The following is a 21,487-nucleotide window of genomic DNA, read 5'->3' on the forward strand; positions in this document are numbered from 1 at the left end:
CGATGTCGGCGAAGTTCGTCCTGCACCCCGAGGACCTGTCGGTGGTGGTGGCCTCCAACCTCAACGCCGACATCCTCTCCGACCTCGGCTCCGCCCTGGCCGGCAGCCTCGGCCTGGCGGCCAGCGCGAACCTCAACCCCGACCGCCGGTTCCCGTCGATGTTCGAGCCCGTCCACGGCTCCGCCCCCGACATCGCGGGCCGGGGTCTGGCCAACCCGATCGGCGCGATCGGCAGCGCCGCGCTCATGCTGGACCACTTCGGCCTGGCCGACGAGGCCACCCGCGTCCGCGAGGCCATCGAGGCCACCACCGCCTCGGGCCTGCTCACCCCCGACGTCGGCGGCACCGCCACCACCGACCAGATCGTCGAAGCCGTCCTGGCCAACCTCTAGGAAGTCAAAATTTTCCGAGCCGCGCGGTTCGCTTCGCACGACTCGCTCTTTCCAGTGCTGTGAGGAGTGACCATGCAGATCACGTCGATCGAAACCGTGCCGTTCACGATCCCCTATCGGCATCCGGTGGTTGCCGCATCCGGGGTTCTGCGTAGCGCTCAACACGTCCTGGTACGCGTGCACAGTGACGATGGGCTGGTTGGCGTGGGAGAGGCGGTCGCTCGGTCGTTCGTCTACGGCGAATCCCAGGCTTCGATCGTGGCGGCGTTCCGGGAATGGCTCGAACCTGCGGTGATCGGATTGGATCCTTTCGCCGTGGAGGAGATCCTCGAGCGGACGAATTGGGTGGTGGCCAACAACACCGCCCGCGGCGCGCTTGACATCGCGCTGCACGACTTGCGCGGGAAAGCAACCGGTCTGCCTTCATGGCGGTTGCTGGGCGGGATGCAGACCTCTGTGCAGGTGACCCGCATCCTGGGCATGGGTGAGGCACAGGAAGTGGCGGACGAGGCATCCCAAGCCTTCTCTGAACAGGGCGTTGCGTCGTTCAAGGTGAAGGTCGGAACTCATCTGCTCAGCGACGTCGCCCGGATCGCGGCGGTACGAGAAGCGGTGGGCGAGGACGCCACGATCTACGTCGACGCGAACCACGGGTGGACTGCGGAGCAGGCGATCCGTGCCCTGACAGCGATGGCCGAATACAACGTTGCTCTGGTCGAGGAGCCCAGCCCTGCGGGCGACCGCATTGGACGCCTACGAGTGGCGCAACAGGTCCCGATCCCCATCATGGCGGATGAGAGCGCGCCAACGGTCGCCGACGCCGCGCGAGAGCTGACCTCCGGCTCGGCACGGGCGTTGAGTATCAAGACCACGCGCACCGGGTTCACCGAGTCCGCACGACTTGTCGCACTCGCCGATGCGCTCGGCGCTCGCACACTCCTCGGCAGCCAGGCTGACAGCATGATCGGTGCGGCGGCCTCGTTGGCGTTCGGGGCGGCGCATCCGCAAGTGGCTCGGGAGCCCGGAGAGCTCGATTACTTCTCCGTGCTCGCCGACTACGTCGTCACCGAACCACTTGAGGTGCGAGGCGGCGTCCTCACTGCATCGCAGCGTCCGGGGATCGCTGTGGAGATCGACGAGGACAAGCTGTCCCACTACCGGGTCGACGATGTGTGATAGAGACGTCCCGACATACCAGCTTCCGGGAATTCTCCGTAGGTGAATCCGTTTCGAGGTCGCGTACTTACCTGAAAGAGCGAGCAGTTCCCGTAAGGCGGTGCATTGCTCCCAGGGCGTCACGGCACGTTCGGTGTCGCCCTGCAGCACTATGTTGTTCAGTTATGCGCATTTCAAAGCTGTGATGCGGTGTTGCTGGCGAACGGAACCTATGTTTTTGGCTAGGGACGAGGCCGTGTCAACTTGAGGCTTGGCTGCTTCGGGGTTGTCGGTCGAAGCCAAGGCTCTCGCCAGGTCGATCCGCAACGAGGTCTCGGCCCGGACGAAGGTCGGGTCGAGCTCGTCCAGTGCTGACGTCAGTGTCTCGATCGCCTCAGGGGCTCTGAATCGGGCGAGGGCGTGGCCTCGCCAGCGCCCCAGATGTACGGAGTCGAGCGCCACGTATGGGCCGTCCAGGTTGATGGTGTCAGCCGGCAGCAGCTTCGAAGCGGAGTCGAAGGCTCGGAGGCTGTTGGCAGGTTGGTTGTCGGCGGCGAGTGCTTCCCCGTGAGCGGCTGCGAGCCACGAGTTCAACACCGGTGGCGATCCTGCTTTGCTCCGGTTGCGCGCTGCTTCGAGGAGTTCTGTCGCGGCTTTGGTTTCGCCGATGTCGAGCAGCACGAATGCCTGCTCAGCTGCGGTGTGGATCTCGTATGACTCGAGTCTGGACTCGCGGGCAGCTCGCTTAGCTTTTTCGTAGTGCTGCCACGAGCTGTTGGTCTTGCCGAGATCGAGGGCTTGCCAACCCGCGAGTGTGTGCAGCTCGGACAGTAGGGCGGCGAGTTGTTCGCGGACGGAGCCGGGAAGGCTGTGGGTGAGGAGCGCGCTGACCTGCGCGGCTTTCAGGCAAGCCTCCTCGTGGGCCATGACTGCGCCGAGCTGACGATCGAGGCGACGGATCGTTGCGAGCTGCTCACGCAGGAGGTTGAGCACCTGGTCGTCGACCTGCCGCGAGGTGTGCAGCATCTGGCGTAGCTCGTTTGCTGGTTCGTCGGTCGTAGCCGGGCTCGTCACCGGCGAAAGCAGTTCTTCGATATTCGCGTCGAGCATTTTCTCGAGGAGCCGGGCTGTGGCCGGCCGAACGGGGCCGAGTGGCCGCCCGTTGGGTCCTCGACCGGAGACGAGACGCTGCAGGTGGCGCACACCGAGCGTGCCTGCCTCGCCGTGATCGCGGGCGAACCGCTCTGCTGATTCAGCGAACTCCTCTAGCGTCTGGCGTCGCTCTCGGATCTTCTGCTCGAGCAATGTGCGAGGTGGCCGCACGGTCTTCCCTCCCGTCCACGCGCGGGTGGTCCCCAAGTCGTCCTTGTGTCGTGTTCCTGGCATGGCGCTTATATCGCTCAGTAGACAAGCTTATTTAAGTGTGATCGGGATGGCTACTCGCGGTCACACCTCGGCCTGGCGGCGTGCTCTCCGCGCTTTCGCGCGTCGCCGGGTTCGAAGGCAGGGACCGGGGCCGGACGTGACCGACCCCTCGGGCTCCGGTCCCTGCGCATGGTGTTCGAGCTGGGGATCTTGGAGGTGTCAGGGATGCATCCGTTTCGCTGGGTGCCTGCGGACGGCGGTCGCCATGCCACGGCGGACATCCGCCTCGCTGGCGCATATGCGGTGGGGGAGAACATCACTGTGCTGTGTCGGCGTTCCGTGACCGTCGCTCGGGGAACCGAGCTCGCATGGCTGTGGCCTACTTGCGCGGAGTGCAACCGCGAAGCCCATGTGCTGGTCGAGGCGGAGTGAGCCAGTGACCAGCGAGGTCGCCGCGCTTGCGGTCCTGCTGCGGAAGACTCAATGGCTGCTCGACGACGTTGCGTACGAGGTCGCTGCCGGACGTATGGATGAAATTGACCTGGGCCAGGTGGCTGGTGTGCTGGAGGGCGTCGCGAAGCTCCTGCGAAGCCAGGGTGAGTTACCAGCTCTCGCTACCGAGGACGACGAGGTCGAATCCGCCGAGTACGGAAGCTGAAAGAGCTCTCGTGGGACAGGCTGCCGTCGTGAGGCTCGTGAAGTCGATATGAGGCCTGGTTTGGGACGGCTGGGACGGGTGCACGCACACCCGTCCCAGCCGTCCCAAAGGAAGGTATTGCCTGGTCAACGGCTACTTGATCGCGTCCCGTCGCGTGGGACGGGTGCGGGCGTGGTTGTCACAGTTGGGACGGGTTCGCGGCTGTCATGGGACGCCTATTCGCCTTCCTTCTCCTGGGCCGTGTGGGCCTCGTCCACTGCTTCCCGGAGGTCCGCGGTGTAGTAGCCGCGGACCTGGCGCACGGTGCCGTCTTCGGAAGCGACGCGGGCGCGTCTTGGCTGACAGCCGAGCTCGCCCATCTGCCGGCCGAACAAGGTCGGTTCGGTGTCGAGTGCGTCGATGAGCTCGGCCGTCGGTACGAAATCGCGCCGGTCGATGTCGTCTCCCAGGTAGTCGACGACCGACGACAGGGGCTCTGGCAGTGCTGAGCGGTCGTCCAGAACCTCGGAGCCGCTGCCGAGCGCCTTGGCCACTGCCGCTGGGTCGACTGCCCGTTGCAGGTCATCACCAGCGGCATGGCCGGTCAACGTTCCGGCTGCCTCGCGCAGAGCTCTTCCGCGGCAGCAGATGGTTCGCCATTCCGGGTTCGGCATGAAGAACGTGCGGACCAACGTGGCGAGGGTGTCCGCGCCGGTTTCGCTGTCCGGTCGCAGGATGCCGACTCCTTTGTGGCTCGGGAGCAGCGTCGAGGCATCAAAGCCCCGGGTGTTCATCTGCTCGCCGAGCACGATGTTGGAATCACGCCAGTCCATGACCCGCAACGCGAATCGCGAACCGAGCACTGCACGCAGGCGTGACGGGATCGTGCTCGAGTCGGGGCGCTGGGTGGCGAGGATGACCACGATGCCAACTGCCGGACCTTTCCGCGTGAGGTAGGTGAGCAGGTCAGCGATGTAGGCGCCGATCGTGCTCTTCCTGCCGCCGACGTCTTCGCGGGCAGGGTTCTCCAGGTACACCTGCACCTCGTCGATGATCACAGCCGTGATCGGCATGTCGAGGTCGGCGTCCCGGGAGATAGCAGGGGTGATCTTCGATTCCGGGCAGATGTCGTCGTCAAGCCTGGACATCCGCGCGTAGCGGGATTGGACTTCGGCCACCAGCTCCACGAGGTGATCGCGAACGGCCTCGACGTGCTCGATCTCGTCACCGCACACGAACCGGTGCGCGACGGCCTCCGCAGCCTCCCAGTCCTTACCTCCCTTGCCGTCGAAGACGTACAGCCGTGCGTGCGGGTCGAGGATCAGCCCTGCAGCCGGCAGTCGTGTCGAGAAGGTTTTGCCCTGCCGGGGAATCGCGCCGATCAGCAACGATGTCCACACGAGCTGCAGGTCGACGCGGCGGTTGCGAGCGTCGCGCCCGAACGGGATCGCTCGCCACGCGTCCCACCGCTCGACATCGAGGAGCGGGAATCGCATCGGAGGCCCTGCGTACGGGTCGGCGTCGGCGACCCACAGGAAGACGCGACCGGCGTGCCCGCCGCGGCCTCGAACTCGTTCGATGATGAGCTGCAACTCGTCGACCGCAAGCGCTGATGCGAGCGCCTCCCTGTGCTTGATGACGTCGGCTGCCTTGCGCGTCGCCGGCAGATCGACCGTGACCGCCCAGCCTGAGCCGTCGTGCGCGGCCCTTTCGACCAGGCGCAGGGACTCGTCCTTGCGGATCAGCTTGGCATCGCGGAACGCTTCGACCAGGACTTGCGGATCCATCGTCCAAGTCAGACTGCGGGGGCCGGACAGCACGGGCTTCCGGCCCGGCGATCCCTCCTTGCGGCGTCCGAAGATCGCCAACGTCGCGGCCGCCAGGCCACCCGCAACCCACAGAGCTGGTGCGCCGTAGAGGACGTACGCGACCACCACGACGGCGGCGCAGGCCAACCCGGCTGTTCCGGTCACCTTCCACCGGAACAGGGTCAGCTCTCGGATCTCGATGAACTTGTCCGCGAGCTTCTCGGACTGCTCCGCGGCGTCCCGGTAGTCGTGAACCCGGACCCACTGCCGCCAAGTTCGCACTCCGGCGACCGTCCCGCGGCCGACGGCGCTGACAAACCGCCACGGGAGGCGTACGACGAACAGGAGGAGATCCAGGAGGGCCTGCTTGGCGGCCTTCCGTGACTTCAGCGCGGCAGGCACGCGTGGTGAACGCTGCCACCAGTTCATGAACCGCTGCCATCGCGTCAGCTTCGGGACCGACGGCGCATCGTCCACGAGCTCGGCGTCGAAGATCGCGGATTCAACTTCGCTCGATGGCCGTGGCACCGGGAGCTGCTCGCCCTGCTCGTTCATCGCGGACCACCTTTCTCGTCCACTTCAGATGCGAGTGCGGCGGCCAGCCGCGACGAGAGTCCACGCGAGCAGCCAGTTACCTCCCGAATCCACGAGGGCGACACAGTCACGTCCGGACTCCACGCGCTGCGCGCCCGCTCCAAGTACTCCTCGAACGACGTCCGTCGCTTGACGCTCGCTGAGCGAGCCGGCCGCTCGTGGTCATCGGGAGCGTTGTCAGGCGAGTCGACAGCTGCGTTCGTGAACGCTGTCCGGACGGCCTCGCTGAGCTTGTCCCGTAGATCGGTCACGGCCTCGGCGGCGACGAACACGACCAGCGGAGGAACGGAGTGCAGAACCACCGAGTCGGCCTCGCCGGCCGCGTACGCCGCCCAGGTGTTCATGACGTACGTGGCCGCGAGCGTGAACCACTTCGCAGCACGCACCCAGCCACCGGTGCGGATGCCGTACCTCGCGGTGACCTGCTCGGCGCGCAGGATCGCCAAGAGCACCAGCGACACCATCGGATCGAGCAGCCACGCCGCCAACCACACCAGCGACCACGGTGGGGAGTCAGCGGCGGCGAACTGCTGGACGTTGGTCATCGTGAAGGCCAGGCCGAGCAGGATGCCCGTCCAGCACAAGCGGTCGACCTGCTTGCGAACCTGTTCGACGTGCTCGGCCTCGGCCCGGGTGGGCGGCAGCTGCCGCCCACCCTTCGCCGGAGGCGGAACCTGCCCGATCATCGCCGCCGACTCCTTCGCTGTGGAGTGTCGAGCGTGGTCACGGTCAGAGCTCGAGTGAGCGTGTACGACGCGAGCAGCGCAGGCACCGCGAGCACCGAGAGCAGCAGCACCGTGTTGCCGGGATTGACTATTACGATCCACTGAACCCCGACGATGGTCGCCGCCGTCAGCAGCACCCGCCCGGTGAGCGACATCAGCCGGGCTCCAGCCCGCGTCGCCTCGGAAGCTCGGTGCGCAGCGCGCGCACTCGCGCGCCACATGGCGAACAAGGCGACGACGATACCCAGGCCGATCAGCACTTCAACGGGTGTCAGTTGCACCATCATCGCCGGTCACCTCCTCGTTACTAGTTGGTCCGTGCTGTCGATGCGCCAGCCAGATCGGGTAGAGCGCTCGTCGGTCCTGATCGGACATTGCTCCCCACACGCCGAGCGTTCTTCCGCCGTGCAAACGGAATTCGAGCTCCAGGCATGCGTCCTGGACGGTGCAGCCCGAGCACAGATCGGCCGCGAGCTGCCGATCCGGGGCCGCGCTGGCAGATTCCGGCGGTTCCCCGCCCGTTGTGATCTGCATGCACCTGCCGTCGCGCACGACGACCTCGGCGAGCACATCGATGGGGACGTGCCGCAAGCGATCCAGCTGTGCGGCGATTCGCTGGAGACGTTCGATGTCGAGGTGGTTCATCGCGCACCACCCGTCAGCCGAGCGATCTCCTGAGCGGTGCGGTGCTCAGCGGCCATCTGGGCGACGTCAACGCAACCGCCCGAGGTACTGGCCTCGTTGGCGAGCTTGTCCACCGCTGCGGCGGGGACGACGTAGCGGGTGCGGACCCGAACTGCGGGGAACGCACCTTCGCGGATGGCTCGGTAGAGGGTCGATGGATTGCATCGCATGATCTGCGCGGCTTCACGGACCGTGTAGAAGGTCGGCCGCGCGTTTTCAGCGCTTGTTTCCATGGCGGTATGCCCTTCGATTGAAGAGGTAAGAGATTGTTTCGGCGCATTTGAACGCCAATTTCAGCGCTCAATTGCGCAGATTGGTCGAAGCCCGGCGATTTGTGAGCCGGGTCTGTCTTTCGGATTCGCTATTGCGCGCTAATCTCGGCGCTGAGGCGGAGCGCGGAGGAATACGTGACGGAAGACTGGGCTGCGGTCGCGCGCGCGATCAATCAGCGCACGAGCGAGCTGGGCATGCGTCAGCGGGAGCTGTCGCGGCGCTCGCACGTGTCGCAGGCGACGGTGCGCGAGTTGCAGCGCAACACGGTGCAGCGACGCCGCAGCGCGCGAACTTTGGAAGCGCTGTCGCTCGCGCTCGGCTGGCACCCGGAACATCTGTTGGCAGTACTGGAAGGGCGTGAGCCGCCCCTCGCCGGCGAGCCGGTGTTCAAAGAGGACGACGTGCCCTCCAGGCTCTCGGCGATCGAGCGTCAGCTCGGCCAGATCACCCGCCAACTCGACGAGATGAACGCCCGACTGCGCGCTGGGACCGGCAGTGACGGCGAGCGAGCGGGGTAGCCGGCTCTGGTCCTCGACGGCCCGCCGCAGTGGCGGGCTGGTGGTTGCGTTCGTGCTGCGCATGCCACCAAGAAACGGCATCCACGGAAGTTTTTGCAGATGGCGCGGGTTAACCGCGAACCCATTAACTGCAATTAACTTCGCAGGTCAGGGCCGTTATTCAAGGTGGGGGCGGTGATGGAGGAGAAGCGACTTCAGGCGGTCCGCAAGCAGCTCGGTTACTCGGCCGAGGCTGTCATTCGCATGCTTCTCAAACGCGCCGACGCCCTCGGCGTCCCGGTGATGACGGCGGCGAGCCTGAAGACCAAGCTCTCCCGCTGGGAGAACGGGCACGAAGCCGTCAGCGAGACCTATCAGCGGCTGTTCCGCGACATCTACGGCCGCACCAACGAAGAACTCGGCTTTCCTCGGGAAGGCGAGGACAGCGACGGCGCGGAGCTGCGGTCGAGGCTGGCGATGGCGAAGACCGTGGATGCGGACACGGTCGAGGTCTTCCTGCGGCAGATCAACGATGCGAGGCACGTCGACCGTCGCTTCGGCGGGATCACACTGCTCGACCAGCTCCGCAGCACCATCAAGCAGGTCGAAGACCTGCTCAGCTACAACACCATTGGCAGCCGACGGGAAAGGCTCGCCGGTGCGCTCACCGAGGCGTCCACATTGGCGGGCTGGGAAGCACTGGACCGGAACGCCCTCGGGCAGGCGTGGGAGCACTACGAACGCGCAAAATCCGCGGCCCGCGAGGCGATGGCTCCGGCTCTCCTGGCACACGCCGCGGCGGAGCAGGCGTTCGTCCTGATCGACGTCGGCGAGACCGCCTTGGCGGTCGAGCAGCTCGCGTACGCCTGTGAGGTCGCGGAGGCGTCGGCACCGCCGCTGCTGCGAGCGTGGCTGTCCGCGGCTCACGGAGAGGGACTGGCCGCCGTTGGCGACCGCGACGGTGCGCTGCGGGCGTTCGACGTGGCAGACGCGTTGTTGCCTTCTGAGCCGGTCGATGCCGCGCTGCCGTTCCTGTTCCTAGGCGGCTCGCACCTCGACCGCTGGCGAGGTAACGCCCTGAGCAAGCTAGGCGAGCCAGAGGCGATCGACCAACTCGTCGAAGCGCTACCGCGCGTACCTGCGCAGTTCGTGCGGGCGCGCACAGGGCTTCTCGTCGACCTGGCACTGGCGTTCGCTGCCGCCGGAGACCGCGACGCCGCGCTCGACCACTCCAGGCAAGCGCGACGTCTGGCTTCTCAGATCAAGTCAGACCGACACCTACGCCGGCTCGGCGGGCTGATCTTGCCCGGTTCCACCGAGGGTGTTGCGTGAAGCGAGGAAGTACAGCAGCGCCACCAGTGTTCCCGAACCGAGCAGCTCCTGCCGCTGCGCTAGCTCGGTAACCCGAGCTAGCGGAACCCACTCGACCTGGCCGACTTCCTCGGTGTCGGTCGGATCGCCGATGTGCTTCGCCCCACGCCACAAGTAGACGTCCACCGGGGCGGTGACCTGTCCGGGCAGAGGCTCGAAGGTCACCAGGTGCTGACCCTCGCCGACCGGCTCCCAACCGCTCTCCTCAGCGGCTTCGCGAGCGGCGGTTCCAGCCGAATCGTCACCGTCGTCGACCAAGCCGCCAAGCAGCTCGTAACCCCACTGCTGGGTCGGGAACCGGTAACGCCACAGCATCAGCGCCCGGTCCTCATCGTCCACGATCAGAGCGATCGCGATCCGCGCCAGGTGAACGACGTGGTACTCCCACCGCTCACCGTTCGGCGCCTCCACGTCAGCCAACCCCAACCGAACCCACCGGTTGTCATAGACCAGCCGCTCCCCGTATGTCTTCCATGCTCCGCGCTCAGTGCTCACGGTGTTGAGCGTACGGGGAGCGGAGGAACGGAGTTTACAAACCTAGAGACTGCTGCCCTCAAGGCAGGAAAGGAAAGTTTTGAGTTCCTACCCCAATGGCGGCTAGATCTGATTAGAGTAGAGCTTTCAAGGATTCGTAGAAAGCGTTACCTGAGGCTCCAATTACGATGTCCTTTGCGATTCTTAGGCTTGCGCGTAGGGCCTGTCGTGCTGCCGGCTTACTTGCTTCGTTCGAATTCTTTACGTCGCTGAGTACACTTACCGAGTCATTTAATTCGTCCCGTTCGCTCTTGCTGATTTCGTCAACTCTTTCGGAGTTTTTCAGGATGTCTACCAGCTTGGCGATAAGTTGCGCTTGGTCATCTCTCTCGTTGGTGACGGTCATGTTGTTTACGCCACCGTTGTTCATGGCGAAATTCCCGTAGTTTGTCCCGTGCAGGAAAGGTCCATTGATTGTCAAATTAACCGGCTCCTTCTCTAGGGAGTCGTTGTCGATTAGCTCAATCCCTTGTTCGCGGTGTTCTTGGGCCACGTAGACTATGCCCGCATCCGTCAGTTCGACGTGATCACCGCGGAACCCTCTGTATCTAATGAGGCCCGCGCTCAGGCAAGCGGACATTACTTCTCGAAACTCGCGATCCGATAGGAACTCAAAGGCTTTTCTTAGCTCGTCTTGGCGAAGCTCCGATTTGCGCTCAAGTCGTCGATCCCAAAGCCATGAAACCACGTAGGTGACCGAGCCTTCTACTTGGTCCCACGTTTTTCCTGGTGCGGATAGTTTCCTTGCTCTCCGGAAGGGATCGTGCAGGCGAAATGTCACTACTGAGTCGGATTCGGCAAGCGACAACTGCTTCCCGTTCCTCAGAGCTAGATAAAATTGGTCGCCGTACTTACTATGGTGGACGTACCGTTTGGTAACCTGGGAAAGGTGGGCAAATGGTATTTGTGAATCTCGGTGCTGGGAATCTTCGGCGGGATTGCATGTTACCCAATCTCCTGGGGTCACGAACTGTGCCCGAGTAAGAGACGTTCGATAGGTGGAAATGAACCATTGACTCCCGAAGATCGCAGCTTCGGTGGCTCCGATAAGGAGCATTGGTGGCACTATTCCAGAAATTGACCGTAGGGTGAAAAGTGAAATCAGGAATATTGCCAAGAGTGCAACACTTGTGATGTGGAATAGCTTAAAGTTGGGGACCAGTCTCTCCCGCGCTCCTCCTCTGCGTGTGCCGCCAACGTAGTCGTCAAAGTCAGGATCAATGTGTGGGTTCCATTCTCGAACTAGCTTGGGTATATTTCGGATGATGCTCAATTTCCCTCTTTTGTCCCCAGTGTCGTCTAACCGCGCGTTTTATCATATGCGTGAGGGTGCTTTGGCAAATTCGCGGAGAGTTAACCCGTTTGGGCTATAGATCTTTGTATCCTAGGTCGGATGCAGGCTTTGTCCACGATCGTCATCACAGGCCCGGCATCGCGGTCAGCACGGACCGATTCGATCCACACGGATGGAATCCAGCAGTGGAAATAGTTGAGGTTGTCATCTGCCTGGCCGCCGGTGAGCAGGACCCCGCATCGACGGGCCCCACTTATCGACCGCGAGATGGATCTTGGCGCCCGGCCCGCGGCGGGATCGTCCAAATCTCTCGTCCGCGACCGAGCGCTCCTCGCTCGCGGGTTTATGGCTCCCGCCGTTTTGGCATTCGGCTGCCCAGGATCTCCGCCGCCTTGCGGTCGGAAGCTGCGACCCAGGCTGCGTAGACGCGGAGGGTGGTGGCGCCTCCGCCGCCATGTCCGAGACGGCCGGAGACTGTGGGGAGGTCGATGCCTGCGGTGAGGAGTTCTGTGGCGGAGTAGTGGCGTAGGGCGTGGAGGTGGGTTTTGATGCCGAGCCGGTCGGCCATGTCCTTGTAGCGCTGGGTTATGGCGTTGGGGGAGTAGGGCTGGGTGTGGTCAGGGTGTTGAGTGCCGGCGAAGACGTAGAGATCGTCGTTGAACTTGGCGCCTAGGCCTCGGACTCGGTCGGCGACGCGGTCGCGGTGTTCGCAGAGCAGGGTGACCGTATCCGAGTCGAGGGCGATGCGGCGGTTCTGGTGGGTCTTGGTGTCCTTCTCCTTGCCGCGGACCCAGTTGCGGCGAAGGTCGATGACTTCCTCATCGAGGTCGACGCGTGAGAAGCGCAGACCGACGAGTTCTCCGCGGCGCATGCCTGTGGTCATGGCGAGCCAGACGAGCGTGCCCCAGTCCTCGTCCATCCGGAATGCTTCCTCGGACAGCCGCGCTGCCTCGGCGGGAGCGGGCGGGTCCGGATCCGGGCGCTTCTGGCGCGGTTTCCGTGCGACGCGGGCCGGATTGGAACTGATCCAGTCCCAGCGTTCTGCGGCGTCGAGGGTGCCGCTGATGATCGCGTGGATCTGGCGGACTGTTGAGGCAGCCATCGGTTTGCACGCGTGTGGGCGGCATTCCTCGGCGACGCAGTCGTGCTCGCCGGGCTTCTTGTGCTTCTCGATGTAGGGCTTGCCGTCGCAGCGAGCGCGGCAGCGTCGAAGCTCGGTGTAGAAGCCCTCGAGCATCCTCGCGGAAATCTTGTTCACCGCAGTCTCGCCGAGCGCTGGCTTGATCGAGCGGTCGATGTAGCCGCTGTAGGTGTGCCGGGTGCTGTCCTCGATCTCGCTGGTGCGCATCCACTCGTCCAGGGCGAAGGACAGGCTCACCGTCGACGGGGTAGAGCGCTGGCTGTCGACCTGTGCCAGCAGCTTGGTGAGCGCCTTCTCGGCGCGCTTGTAGGCGGCCTTGTCCGTGCCGTTGATCGTCTCGCGTAGGTAGGTGCGGCGACCCGTCACCGGGTCGTTGCCCGCGAAGACGACCACCCGGAGCGTCTTGCTGCGCTCCTCGATGCGGCCGCGCTGACGTTCATCGGGGTGTGAACGACTCATGGCCTTGAGTGTACTCGCACCCAAGGCCGCACCCAGGATCATTTCCATGATCCACATATTCGCTTGTTTTGCCTGGTGAAGGCTGGTGCCCCCGGTGCGATTCGAACGCACACTGGACGGATTTTGAGTCCGCTGCCTCTGCCGTTGGGCTACGGGGGCTGGTCTTGTTGTCAGCATACGTGACGGCTGATCAGGGTCTTCCGGGAGGGTGTCCGGGGCGTTACCCCTGGTCAGGGTTGTGTTTCGGGGGGTGGAAGACCGTTTACCGCGCGGGTCTGGTGGTTGTGATCACGGCGGTTTAGGTTCGCGGGGTCGTGCAGTGTGTGGTGGGTCGAACGCGCGGAGGCCGTTGTGGTCGATGAGGTGACACGGGACGAACCGGGGCTGCGGCGGAGTCTGAAGAACCGGCACCTGCAGATGATCGCGCTCGGCGGGATCATCGGGGCCAGCTTGTTCATCGGCAGCGGGGCGGTCATCTCGACCGTCGGGCCGGCGGCCGTGGTGTCCTACGCGATCGGCGGGCTGATCGTCGTGCTCGTCATGCGGATGCTCGGCGAGATGGCCACCGCGGCACCGACGCTGGGCTCCTTCATGGAGTACGCGCGGACGTCGCTGGGGGAGTGGGCGGGATTCACGCTCGGCTGGCTGTACTGGTACTACTGGGTCGGCGTGGTGGCCTTCGAAGCCGTCGCCGGGGCGGAGCTGATCAACCCGCTGATCCCCATGGTGCCCCAGTGGGTGATCTCGCTCGTGCTGATGCTGGTGCTGACCGGCACCAACTTGGTTTCGGTGCGCTCGTTCGGCGAGACCGAGTTCTGGCTGGCCTCCATCAAGGTCATCACCATCGTGATCTTCCTGGTGTGCGGGACCTTGTTCGTCTTCGGGCTCTGGCCCGGGGCGGAGCTGTCCGTCGGCAACATCGGCAAGGACGGGTTCTTCGCCAACGGCGGGTTCTCCGTGCTGCACGGCGTGGTGATCGTGATCTTCTCCTACTTCGGCACCGAGATCGTCACAATCGTCTCCGCCGAATCCGACGAGCCGGAGCGCTCGGTGGCCAAGGCGACCAAGGCCGTGGTGTGGCGGGTGCTGCTGTTCTACGTGGGCTCGGTGACGCTGCTGGTGATGATCACTCCGTGGGACCAGATCCCCACCGAAGGCAGCCCGTACGCGGCTGCGTTCACCCGGTTCGGGCTTCCGGCGGCCGAAGTCGTCGTCGACGTCGTGGTGTTCACCGCGGTGATCTCGGTGCTCAACTCCGGCCTCTACACCGCCTCCCGCATGTTGTTCGCGCTGCAGCGGCGGTCTTTCGCCCCCGGCTGGGTGCGCGACCTCAACGGTCGTGGGGTGCCGTGGAAGGCGATCCTGCTGTCCACACTGGTCGGTTACGTCGCTGTTGCGGCCAGTTTCGTCGCCCCGGACACGATCTTCTACTTCATCATCAACAGCGCCGGCGCCGTTGCGCTGATCATCTACGGCATGATCGCGCTCTCGCAGCTGCGGATGCGCCGCCGCCTGGAAGTCGAGGCGCCCGAGTCGCTGAAGCTGAAGATGTGGTTCTTCCCCTACCTGACCTGGATCACCCTGGGGTTGATCGCCATCGTGATCATCACCATGTCCTTCGTCGCCGACGTCCGGTCGCAGCTCGTGCTGAGCCTCATCAGCGTCGCCGCGATCCTGTTGATCTACCTGGTGTTCGTGCGGCGGAAGGCTCCGAACTCGTGAGCGCGGGGATGTCGCGATGGTCACGCCGCCTATTAACCTCGGCGTGAAGTCACTACCGGTAAGCTGCGGTTTCCGATGCAAACCGCATCGGCGGACCCCGAGTTCTACTGGAGGATCCCGGTGACGACGCCGGCTGCCGAGGACACACGCGAGGCCAAGCCCGTCGAACGTCGCGTACTCGTGGCCGAGGACGAGGCGTTGATCAGGCTTGACCTGGTGGAGATGCTCCGCGAAGAGGGCTACCAGGTCGTCGGCGAGGCCGGAGACGGACAGGAAGCCGTCCGACTCGCCGAGGAACTTCGCCCCGACCTGGTGATCCTGGACATCAAGATGCCGAAGATGGACGGCATCGAGGCCGCTTCCAACATCGCTGGGGACCGGATCGCGCCGGTGGTCATCCTGACCGCCTTCAGCCAGCGCGATCTGGTGGAGCGGGCGCGCGACGCGGGGGCGATGGCCTACCTGGTCAAGCCCTTCGCCAAGCGCGACCTGGTGCCGGCCATCGAGCTGGCGGTGTCCCGGTTCACCGAGGTGCAGGCCCTGGAAGCCGAGGTCAACGACCTCAACGAACGGCTCGAGGCGCGCAAGACCATTGAGCGGGCCAAGGGCCTGCTGATGAGCAAGCACAACCTCTCCGAGCCCGAGTCCTTCCGCTGGTTGCAGCGAACCGCGATGGATCGCCGCACCACGATGAAGGCGGTGGCGCAAGCAGTTCTGGAGAACCTGTCCTGATCGAAGGACGGAAGCGGGGTGCTCACGGGCACCCCGCTTTTTCATGCCCCGATCACTTCGGCGGCTGGTCGCGCAAGAGGCACGTCAGCCGCGCCGAGCAGGTGCGGCGGCCCTGGCCGTCGGTGATCTCCACGTCGTAGGTCGCCGTCGACCGCCCACGGTGCAGCGGCGTGGCCACCGCGGTGACCTCACCCTCGGTGACGGCGCGGTGGTGGGTGCAGGTCAGCTCCAGGCCGACCGCGATGCGGCCCTCGCCGGCGCCCAGCGCCGCGGCGACGGAGCCCGCCTGCTCGGCGAGCACCGCGTTCGCACCGCCGTGCAGCAGGCCGTAGGGCTGGCGGTTGCCGGCCACCGGCATCGTCGCGACCACCCGATCGGGGCTGTATTCGACGATCGCGATGCCCATCCGGGCGCTCAGCTGCTCGTCGGTGGCGCTCAGCAGCGCCTCCAGGTCGGCGTCGCCGCTGGTCGCGGCCCCACCGTTGTCGGTAGCGGGCACTGCCGGTCCTCCCCGTCGCCTGCGGTACTGGCTGTCAGGCCTTGAGCTTAAACTCGCGGCCGTGACGCATTCCGAGGACCGACGCCTGCTGTTGATCGATGGCCACTCGATGGCCTACCGCGCCTTCTACGCCCTGCCGAAGGAGAACTTCCAGACCGGCACCGGGCAGCACACCAACGCGGTGTACGGCTTCACCTCGATGCTGATCAACCTGTTGCGCGACGAGCAGCCCACGCACCTCGCGGTCGCCTTCGACGTGTCCCGCAAGACCTTCCGCAGCGAGACCTTCACCGAGTACAAGGCCAACCGCAGCGCCAGTCCCGACGAGTTCAAGGGCCAGGTCAGCCTCATCCAGGACATCCTGGGCGCGCTGAACATCCCGGTGCTGAGCAAGGACAACTACGAGGCCGACGACGTCATCGCGACCCTGACCACCCAGGCCACCGGCGGCGGCTTCGAGGTCGCCATCTGCACCGGCGACCGCGACGCGCTGCAGCTGGTCACCGACGACGTGACCGTGCTGTACCCGACCAAGGGCGTCTCCGAGCTGACCCGGTTCACGCCGGAGGCCGTGGAGGCCAAGTACGGCCTCACCCCCGAGCAGTACCCCGACTTCGCGGCGCTGCGCGGCGACCCGTCGGACAACCTGCCCAAGATCCCGGGGGTGGGGGAGAAGACCGTCACCAAGTGGATCCAGCAGTTCGGCTCGCTGGCCGATCTCGTCGACCGCGTCGACGAGGTCAAGGGCAAGGCGGGCGACAACCTGCGCGAACACCTGTCGTCGGTGCTGCTCAACCGGCAGCTCACCGAGCTGGTGCGCGACGTCGAGCTCGAAGCCGGGCCCGACGACCTGGAGGTGCGCGCCTGGGACCGCGACGCGGTGCACCGGCTGTTCGACGACCTGGAGTTCCGGGTGCTGCGCGACCGCCTGTTCGCCACCCTCTCCAGCGCCGAACCCGAGGTCGAGGACGGTTTCGAGATCACCGGCGGTGTCGTCGAACCCGGTGCGCTCGCCGCGTGGCTCGACGAGCACGCGCGCAGCGGCACGCGCGTCGGCCTGTCCTTCACCGGCTCGTGGGCGCGCGGTCGCGGTGACCTGACCGGCCTCGCGCTGGCCACCTCCGACGGGGCCGGCGCCTTCGTCGACGTCACGGCCCTGACCAGCGAGGACGAGCAGGCGCTGGCCGCGTGGCTGGCCGACGCCGCGATGCCCAAGGCCGCGCACGACGTCAAGGGGCCGCTGCACGCCATCCGCGACCGGGGCTGGAGCATCGCCGGGCTCACCAGCGACACCGCCCTGGCCGCCTACCTGGTGCGTCCCGGCCAGCGCTCCTTCGAGCTGCCCGACCTGGTCGTGCGCTACCTGCAGCGCGAGCTGCGCGCCGACAGCGGCGCCGACGACGGTCAGCTGTCGCTGCTGGAGGACGAGTCCGAGAGCAAGGAGAAGGCCGCCGAGGGCGAACTGCTGCGGGCCCGCGCTGTGGCCGAGCTCGCCGACGCGTTGGACACCGAGCTCGGCCGCATGGACAGCACCAAGCTGCTCACCGACCTCGAACTGCCGCTGCTGCTGGTGCTCGCCGAGCTCGAAGGCGCGGGTATCGCCGTGGACGCCGAGCAGCTGGCCGAGCTGGGCGCGCACTTCGCGGCGCGAGTCAAGCAGGCCGCGCAGGAGGCCTACGCGGTCATCGGCAAGGAGATCAACCTCGGCTCGCCGAAGCAGCTGCAGGTGGTGCTCTTCGACGAGCTGAACATGCCCAAGACCAAGCGCACCAAGACCGGCTACACCACCGACGCCGAAGCGCTGCAGACCCTGTTCGAGAAGACCGAGCACCCGTTCCTGCAGCACCTGCTTGAGCACCGCGACGCCACCCGGCTCAAGACCACGGTGGAGGGGCTGGCGAAGTCCATTTCGGACGACGGGCGGATCCACACCACCTTCAACCAGACCATCGCCGCCACCGGGCGGCTGTCGTCGACCGAGCCGAACCTGCAGAACATCCCGATCCGCACCGAGGAGGGACGCCGGATCCGCGAGGTGTTCGTCGTCGGCGGTGAGTACGCGGACCTGATGACCGCCGACTACAGCCAGATCGAGATGCGCATCATGGCGCACCTCTCCGGCGACGAGGGGCTCATCGAGGCGTTCAACACCGGCGAGGACCTGCACAACTACGTCGCCTCGCAGGCCTTCGACGTGCCGATCGGCGAGGTCAGCCAGGAGCTGCGCCGGCGGGTCAAGGCCATGTCCTACGGCCTGGCCTACGGGCTGTCCGCCTACGGCCTGGCGCAGCAGCTGCGCATCTCCGCCGAGGACGCCAAGGCGCAGATGGACGCCTACTTCGCCCGCTTCGGCCGGGTCCGCGACTACCTGCGCGAGGTCGTCGACCAGGCCCGCAAGGACGGCTACACCTCCACCATCATGGGTCGCCGCCGCTACCTGCCGGACCTGCTCAGCGACAACCGCCAGCGCCGCGAGATGGCCGAGCGGATGGCGCTCAACGCCCCGATCCAGGGCAGCGCTGCCGACATCATCAAGGTCGCGATGCTCGGCGTGCATGGGGCCATCAAGGCCGAGGGCCTGCGCTCGCGGACCCTGCTGCAGGTGCACGACGAACTGATCATCGAGGTCGCCGACGGCGAGCGCGACGTGGTGGAGAAGCTGGTGCGCGAGCAGATGGGCTCGGCGTACCCGCTGGACGTGCCGCTGGAGGTCTCGGTGGGCTTCGGGCGGTCCTGGGACTCCGCCGCCCACTGAACGGCTGATCTCGAGTCGATCACGGATCGGCTGATTCGGGGATGCGCGGCCGGGGCGTGTTGTGCAATGGCGAACGTCACCGCTGGTGGGGCCCAGGGGCCAACACCGAACACGGGTGCGGATAACCTGCTACGCGCTCCGGCCGGATCTCGGCCGCTGCGGCGCTATGGCCGGGCGGGGCGCCACCAGGGCGCGGGCACCCCGAACGCTTTCCGCGCCGACCCCGAGGAGGAGCATGATCAGCATCGATCGAGTCGACCACCTGGTCCTCACCGTCGCCGATGTGGATCGGGCGGTCGAGTTCTACCGGGACGTCCTCGGCATGGAGCCGGTGGAGTTCCCAGGTGAGCGGCGCGCGGTGCGCTTCGGTGACCAGACCATCAAGCTGCACGCCTCCGCCGAGCTCGTCGAGCCCACCGCGACCCACCCGGTCCCCGGCTCGGCGAACCTGTGCTTCGTCACCAGCCAAGCGCTGTCGGACGTGCAGGAACACCTGCGCAACAACGACGTCCGCATCGAGGAGGGCCCGGTCGGCCGCACCGGCTCCAAGGGCCCCATCACCTCGATCTACCTGCGGGACCCCGACGGCAACCTCATCGAGGTCGCCCGCTACGACGACGAGTGAGGCCCCTGCGGCGGAATCGAAGTGTCAGCTGAAACGTCCGCCCCCACAGCGGAGGCGGAGGTTCCAGTTGACACTTCCACGAAGTGGAGGTTCCCGGTCCGAGCGTTGCGGTTTCGGACGCGGTGGTGGAGGTTTTCAACTGAAACCCCTCACAGGACACGAACTCCCCCGGAGCGCGGGCTCCGGGGGAGTTGTCGTCAGAGGGACAGTTCGGGCTTGAGCCGGCTGGGGGTCCAGACCCGCTGGCGCCACGCGGCGATCGTGGTCAGCAGCAGGGCCGCCACCAGGTAGCACACCAGCACCGCCACGGCTTGGGCCACGGAGTCCGAGGTGCCGCCGTAGATGAGGTGGCGCAGGCCGGTCACCACGTAGCCCAGCGGCAGGACCTGGTGCAGCGGGTGCAGCGGCTCCGGGATGGTCTGCCACGGGAACGTGCCACCGGCGGTGACCAGCTGCAGCACCAGGATCACCAGGGCGATGAACTTGCCCTTCGGCCCGAACGCGGCGTTGAGCGCGTGCACCATCGCGGTGAAGGCGAACGAGGTCAGGATCAGGAACCCGAGCGTCCGCCACTGGTGCGCCGGGTGCACGCCGATGGCGAACACCACCACCGCGAACAGCAGCAACGCCTGCACCAGGCCGATCAGCGCGGCGGGCAGCCAGCCGCCCAGCGCGACCTTCCACGGCGCCACACCCGCGGCGAGCGCGCGGTTGGACATCGGCCGCATGAGCAGGAACAGCACGAACCCGCCGACCCACAGCGCCAGGCCCATGAAGTACGGGGCCAGTCCGGCGCCGTAGGTGTCGGCCTTGACCTGCGCCTGGGTGTCGACGGCGACCGGGTCGCCGATGGTGTCGGCGGTGGCCTGCCGCGTCTTGTCGTCCGGGTTCGGGATGTCCCCGGCGCCCTTGCCGAGCTCGCTGGCCAGGGTGGTGGAGCCGTCGGCGAGCTGCCCGGATCCGTCGTAGAGCTGCCGGGTGCCGCCGACGAGCTGGTCGGCGCCGTCGGCGAGCTTGCTGGTGCCCGCGACCGCCTGCTGCTCGCCGTCGCGCAGCTGCCCCGCGCCGTCGTCGACCTGCGAGGCACCGTTGGTCAGCTGCTCGATCCCGCTGGTCAGCTGCGGGGTGGCGTTGGCGAGGGCGCGGTTGCCGTCGGCGACCTGGCGGGCGCCGTCGGCCAGCGCGTTCAGCTGCCCGACCTGGTTCTGCAGCTTGGCGTTGGCGTCGGTGGCGGGACTGCCGAGGTCGTCGAGCCCGGCGACGATCTTCTGCACGGTGGCCTCGTCGACACCGGCCTGGCGCAGCTGCTGGGCGGTCTTGGCCTTGGTCTGGTCCAGGTTGTCGACGATGCCCTGGGAGAGGTCGCCGACGACGTTGACCTTCTGCGCCAGCTGCTCGTTGCCCTGGGCGACCTTCTCGGCGCCGTCGGCCAGCTTCGCGGTCTGCGCGGGCAGCTGCGCGGTGGAGGACTGCAGGGCCTGCAGCCCGGTGTGCAGCTGCCCGGTGCCGTCGGCGAGCCGGTTGGCGCCCGAGGCGAGCTGCTGCTGGCCGCCGAGCAGCTGGTGCGCGCCGTCGGAGAGCTGCGTGCCGCCCTGCTGCGCCTGGCCGAGGCCGTCGCGCAGCTGCCCCGCGCCGTCGGCGAGCTTGCCCGCGCCGTCGGCGGCCTCGACGGTCTTGTCGTGCACCGTGGAGAAGCCCAGCAGGAACTGCTCGGCCGCGGTCGATCCCGCGTTGGACGCCACGCCCTTGCGGACCTCACCGGCGAGCTTGTCGGCGATGGTGCCCACCAGGTAGTTGTTGGCGTCGTTGGTGATCAGCTGCAGCTTGGCCTGCCGCGGCGTGAAGTCGGCGGGGGAGACCAGCGCGTTGGAGAAGTCCTTGGGCACCACCAGCGCGAAGGTGTAGTCGCCGTTGGCCACGCCCGCCTGGGCGCGCTGCAGGTCGGTGCGGGTCCAGGAGAACGTGCCGGAGTCCATCAGCTCGTCGTAGACGTCCTGGCCGGCGTTGAGCGGCTGGCCGTCCTCCTTCTGGGCGCCGGTGTCGTCGATGACGACCGCGGCGGGCACCGAATCCAGCTTCCCGTAGGGATCCCAGTTGGCGTAGATGTACATCGCGCCGTAGAGCAGCGGCACGAGGGTGACCGCCAGCAGCGCGAGCTTGGGCAGCTTGCCAGAGGTGAGCCGCCGCAATTCCGTTGCGGCGAGCCGGAAAGTAGTCATCACGGA

21 protein-coding genes and 1 tRNA gene are annotated in these 21,487 nt (G+C 66.2%); 10 read left to right on the forward strand and 12 right to left on the reverse strand.

Annotated features, from left to right (window positions below; translation table 11 throughout):
- Both R4I43_RS33265 and R4I43_RS33270 read left to right on the forward strand, forming a co-directional pair.
- A partial coding sequence (locus R4I43_RS33265) for an isocitrate/isopropylmalate family dehydrogenase (RefSeq protein ID WP_324269703.1) occupies positions 1–392 on the forward strand: 392 nt, incomplete at its 5' end.
- A 72-nt stretch (positions 393–464) separates the two neighbouring features.
- Positions 465–1,568: a mandelate racemase/muconate lactonizing enzyme family protein gene (locus R4I43_RS33270; protein WP_324269704.1), complete on the forward strand. Its 1,104-nt coding sequence runs from the start codon at positions 465–467 to the stop codon at positions 1,566–1,568.
- 162 nt (positions 1,569–1,730) lie between these two features.
- Here the strand turns inward: R4I43_RS33270 and R4I43_RS33275 are convergent, their stop codons facing one another.
- A complete protein-coding gene (locus R4I43_RS33275; protein WP_324269705.1) occupies positions 1,731–2,852 on the reverse strand; it encodes a hypothetical protein in 1,122 nt (373 codons plus the stop codon).
- 285 nt (positions 2,853–3,137) lie between these two features.
- Between R4I43_RS33275 and R4I43_RS33280 the strand changes: the two genes are divergently transcribed.
- Both R4I43_RS33280 and R4I43_RS33285 read left to right on the forward strand, forming a co-directional pair.
- Positions 3,138–3,344 carry a zinc finger protein gene (locus R4I43_RS33280; RefSeq protein WP_324269723.1) on the forward strand — a complete coding sequence of 69 codons (207 nt, stop codon included), beginning with the start codon at positions 3,138–3,140 and terminating at the stop codon, positions 3,342–3,344.
- A 4-nt stretch (positions 3,345–3,348) separates the two neighbouring features.
- Entirely contained in the window at positions 3,349–3,570 is a 222-nt protein-coding gene (locus R4I43_RS33285) for a hypothetical protein (protein WP_324269706.1), read from the forward strand.
- Positions 3,571–3,785: 215 nt separating this feature from the next.
- Here the strand turns inward: R4I43_RS33285 and R4I43_RS33290 are convergent, their stop codons facing one another.
- The 5 genes from R4I43_RS33290 to R4I43_RS33310 are packed head-to-tail and all read right to left on the reverse strand — an operon-like array spanning position 3,786 to position 7,593.
- Entirely contained in the window at positions 3,786–5,912 is a 2,127-nt protein-coding gene (locus R4I43_RS33290) for a cell division protein FtsK (protein ID WP_324269707.1), read from the reverse strand.
- Complete coding sequence (locus R4I43_RS33295) at positions 5,909–6,637, reverse strand: hypothetical protein (protein WP_324269708.1); 729 nt, start codon at positions 6,635–6,637, stop codon at positions 5,909–5,911. Before R4I43_RS33295 ends, R4I43_RS33290 begins: the two co-directional genes overlap by 4 nt.
- Positions 6,634–6,963 (reverse strand): hypothetical protein, encoded by a 330-nt coding sequence (locus tag R4I43_RS33300; RefSeq protein ID WP_324269709.1) that lies wholly within the window; start codon positions 6,961–6,963, stop codon positions 6,634–6,636. Before R4I43_RS33300 ends, R4I43_RS33295 begins: the two co-directional genes overlap by 4 nt.
- Entirely contained in the window at positions 6,938–7,321 is a 384-nt protein-coding gene (locus R4I43_RS33305; RefSeq protein ID WP_324269710.1) for a WhiB family transcriptional regulator, read from the reverse strand. Before R4I43_RS33305 ends, R4I43_RS33300 begins: the two co-directional genes overlap by 26 nt.
- On the reverse strand, positions 7,318–7,593 hold the full coding sequence (locus R4I43_RS33310; RefSeq protein WP_132684718.1) for a helix-turn-helix domain-containing protein: 276 nt from the start codon (positions 7,591–7,593) through the stop codon (positions 7,318–7,320). Before R4I43_RS33310 ends, R4I43_RS33305 begins: the two co-directional genes overlap by 4 nt.
- 174 nt (positions 7,594–7,767) lie before the next feature.
- Between R4I43_RS33310 and R4I43_RS33315 the strand changes: the two genes are divergently transcribed.
- Together R4I43_RS33315 and R4I43_RS33320 are read left to right on the forward strand one after the other, a co-directional pair.
- Positions 7,768–8,151 carry a helix-turn-helix domain-containing protein gene (locus R4I43_RS33315; RefSeq protein ID WP_132676873.1) on the forward strand — a complete coding sequence of 128 codons (384 nt, stop codon included), beginning with the start codon at positions 7,768–7,770 and terminating at the stop codon, positions 8,149–8,151.
- Positions 8,152–8,328: 177 nt separating this feature from the next.
- Positions 8,329–9,462: a protein kinase family protein gene (locus R4I43_RS33320; protein WP_324269724.1), complete on the forward strand. Its 1,134-nt coding sequence runs from the start codon at positions 8,329–8,331 to the stop codon at positions 9,460–9,462.
- Here R4I43_RS33320 and R4I43_RS33325 read toward each other — a convergent pair.
- The 4 genes from R4I43_RS33325 to R4I43_RS33340 form a co-directional block, all read right to left on the reverse strand.
- On the reverse strand, positions 9,409–9,996 hold the full coding sequence (locus R4I43_RS33325; RefSeq protein WP_324269711.1) for an NUDIX hydrolase: 588 nt from the start codon (positions 9,994–9,996) through the stop codon (positions 9,409–9,411). The genes R4I43_RS33320 and R4I43_RS33325 overlap by 54 nt on opposite strands.
- 112 nt (positions 9,997–10,108) lie before the next feature.
- On the reverse strand, positions 10,109–11,308 hold the full coding sequence (locus tag R4I43_RS33330; protein ID WP_324269712.1) for a hypothetical protein: 1,200 nt from the start codon (positions 11,306–11,308) through the stop codon (positions 10,109–10,111).
- A gap of 364 nt (positions 11,309–11,672) precedes the next feature.
- The gene (locus R4I43_RS33335; protein ID WP_324269713.1) at positions 11,673–13,040 is read right to left on the reverse strand and encodes a site-specific integrase; all 1,368 of its coding nucleotides are present in this window, start codon (positions 13,038–13,040) and stop codon (positions 11,673–11,675) included.
- Positions 13,013–13,088: transfer RNA gene (locus R4I43_RS33340), tRNA-Leu, on the reverse strand. The genes R4I43_RS33335 and R4I43_RS33340 overlap by 28 nt, the downstream gene beginning before the upstream one ends.
- Positions 13,089–13,346: 258 nt before the next feature.
- Between R4I43_RS33340 and R4I43_RS33345 the strand changes: the two genes are divergently transcribed.
- Together R4I43_RS33345 and R4I43_RS33350 are read left to right on the forward strand one after the other, a co-directional pair.
- On the forward strand, positions 13,347–14,651 hold the full coding sequence (locus tag R4I43_RS33345; RefSeq protein WP_324269725.1) for an amino acid permease: 1,305 nt from the start codon (positions 13,347–13,349) through the stop codon (positions 14,649–14,651).
- Positions 14,652–14,771: 120 nt separating this feature from the next.
- On the forward strand, positions 14,772–15,383 hold the full coding sequence (locus R4I43_RS33350; RefSeq protein WP_324269714.1) for an ANTAR domain-containing response regulator: 612 nt from the start codon (positions 14,772–14,774) through the stop codon (positions 15,381–15,383).
- 52 nt (positions 15,384–15,435) lie between these two features.
- On the opposite strand, the gene R4I43_RS33355 is transcribed toward R4I43_RS33350, so the two are convergent.
- Positions 15,436–15,825: a PaaI family thioesterase gene (locus R4I43_RS33355; protein WP_407691358.1), complete on the reverse strand. Its 390-nt coding sequence runs from the start codon at positions 15,823–15,825 to the stop codon at positions 15,436–15,438.
- 118 nt (positions 15,826–15,943) lie between these two features.
- On the opposite strand from R4I43_RS33355, the gene polA reads away from it, so the two are divergent.
- Together polA and R4I43_RS33365 are read left to right on the forward strand one after the other, a co-directional pair.
- Positions 15,944–18,637 carry a DNA polymerase I gene (polA, locus tag R4I43_RS33360; RefSeq protein ID WP_324269715.1) on the forward strand — a complete coding sequence of 898 codons (2,694 nt, stop codon included), beginning with the start codon at positions 15,944–15,946 and terminating at the stop codon, positions 18,635–18,637.
- A gap of 235 nt (positions 18,638–18,872) precedes the next feature.
- Entirely contained in the window at positions 18,873–19,262 is a 390-nt protein-coding gene (locus R4I43_RS33365) for a VOC family protein (protein ID WP_324269716.1), read from the forward strand.
- Between the two features lie 197 nt (positions 19,263–19,459).
- On the opposite strand, the gene R4I43_RS33370 is transcribed toward R4I43_RS33365, so the two are convergent.
- Positions 19,460–21,481, reverse strand: coding sequence for a YhgE/Pip domain-containing protein (locus R4I43_RS33370; protein WP_324269717.1), 2,022 nt, complete (start codon positions 21,479–21,481; stop codon positions 19,460–19,462).
- Positions 21,482–21,487 lie beyond the last annotated feature (6 nt).

This window comes from Saccharopolyspora mangrovi, from assembly GCF_035320975.1.
Taxonomy (GTDB): Bacteria; Actinomycetota; Actinomycetes; order Mycobacteriales; family Pseudonocardiaceae; genus Saccharopolyspora; species Saccharopolyspora mangrovi.

Coding starts and splice junctions, on each gene's coding strand:
- R4I43_RS33305 (WP_324269710.1), bottom strand. CDS start 7,321: ATGAACCACCTCGACATCGAACGTCTCCAGCGAATCGCCGCACAGCTG.
- R4I43_RS33365 (WP_324269716.1), top strand. CDS start 18,873: ATGATCAGCATCGATCGAGTCGACCACCTGGTCCTCACCGTCGCCGAT.
- R4I43_RS33290 (WP_324269707.1), bottom strand. CDS start 5,912: ATGAACGAGCAGGGCGAGCAGCTCCCGGTGCCACGGCCATCGAGCGAA.
- R4I43_RS33270 (WP_324269704.1), top strand. CDS start 465: ATGCAGATCACGTCGATCGAAACCGTGCCGTTCACGATCCCCTATCGG.
- R4I43_RS33370 (WP_324269717.1), bottom strand. CDS start 21,481: ATGACTACTTTCCGGCTCGCCGCAACGGAATTGCGGCGGCTCACCTCT.
- R4I43_RS33320 (WP_324269724.1), top strand. CDS start 8,329: ATGGAGGAGAAGCGACTTCAGGCGGTCCGCAAGCAGCTCGGTTACTCG.
- R4I43_RS33295 (WP_324269708.1), bottom strand. CDS start 6,637: ATGATCGGGCAGGTTCCGCCTCCGGCGAAGGGTGGGCGGCAGCTGCCG.
- R4I43_RS33300 (WP_324269709.1), bottom strand. CDS start 6,963: ATGATGGTGCAACTGACACCCGTTGAAGTGCTGATCGGCCTGGGTATC.
- R4I43_RS33310 (WP_132684718.1), bottom strand. CDS start 7,593: ATGGAAACAAGCGCTGAAAACGCGCGGCCGACCTTCTACACGGTCCGT.
- R4I43_RS33345 (WP_324269725.1), top strand. CDS start 13,347: ATGATCGCGCTCGGCGGGATCATCGGGGCCAGCTTGTTCATCGGCAGC.
- R4I43_RS33280 (WP_324269723.1), top strand. CDS start 3,138: ATGCATCCGTTTCGCTGGGTGCCTGCGGACGGCGGTCGCCATGCCACG.